Source organism: Clostridium sp. AM34-9AC (assembly GCF_003480225.1).
Classification (GTDB): Bacteria; Bacillota; Clostridia; order Lachnospirales; family Lachnospiraceae; genus Acetatifactor; species Acetatifactor acetigignens.
The window spans coordinates 3,305-3,615 of sequence record NZ_QUIU01000054.1; the positions used below are offsets into that span (position 1 = coordinate 3,305).

The following is a 311-nucleotide window of genomic DNA, read 5'->3' on the forward strand; positions in this document are numbered from 1 at the left end:
AGCCGTATGACTTCCTCCCGGAGTGGCTTGTGCTGCGGAGACAGTTCGGCATACTCTGTTTTTAACTGTGCGTATTCCTGTTTCCATGCTTTCAGGGCAATGGGTTTTCCGTCCAGTTTTTCTTTCAAAATACGGCGGGCGGCATAAAACAGCCGTAACTCCGCATCGTGGGATGTTTCAAATTTCTCCCTCTGTTTCTTAAACTTGATATTGTTCAATTCCGTATGAACAGGTTTTAGCCGCTGGTAATTCTCGCCCTCCCGTATCAATTCCTGCAATTCCTTTATCCGGGCAGATTTCTTTTTCATGGA

The 311-nt window shown here is 46.0% G+C and carries 1 pseudogene; it reads right to left on the reverse strand.

Features of this window, described 5'->3' with window-relative positions:
• Positions 1-218: pseudogene (locus DW835_RS17545) on the reverse strand (mobilization protein); the annotation flags it as partial.
• Between the last annotated feature and the right edge of the window lie 93 nt (positions 219-311).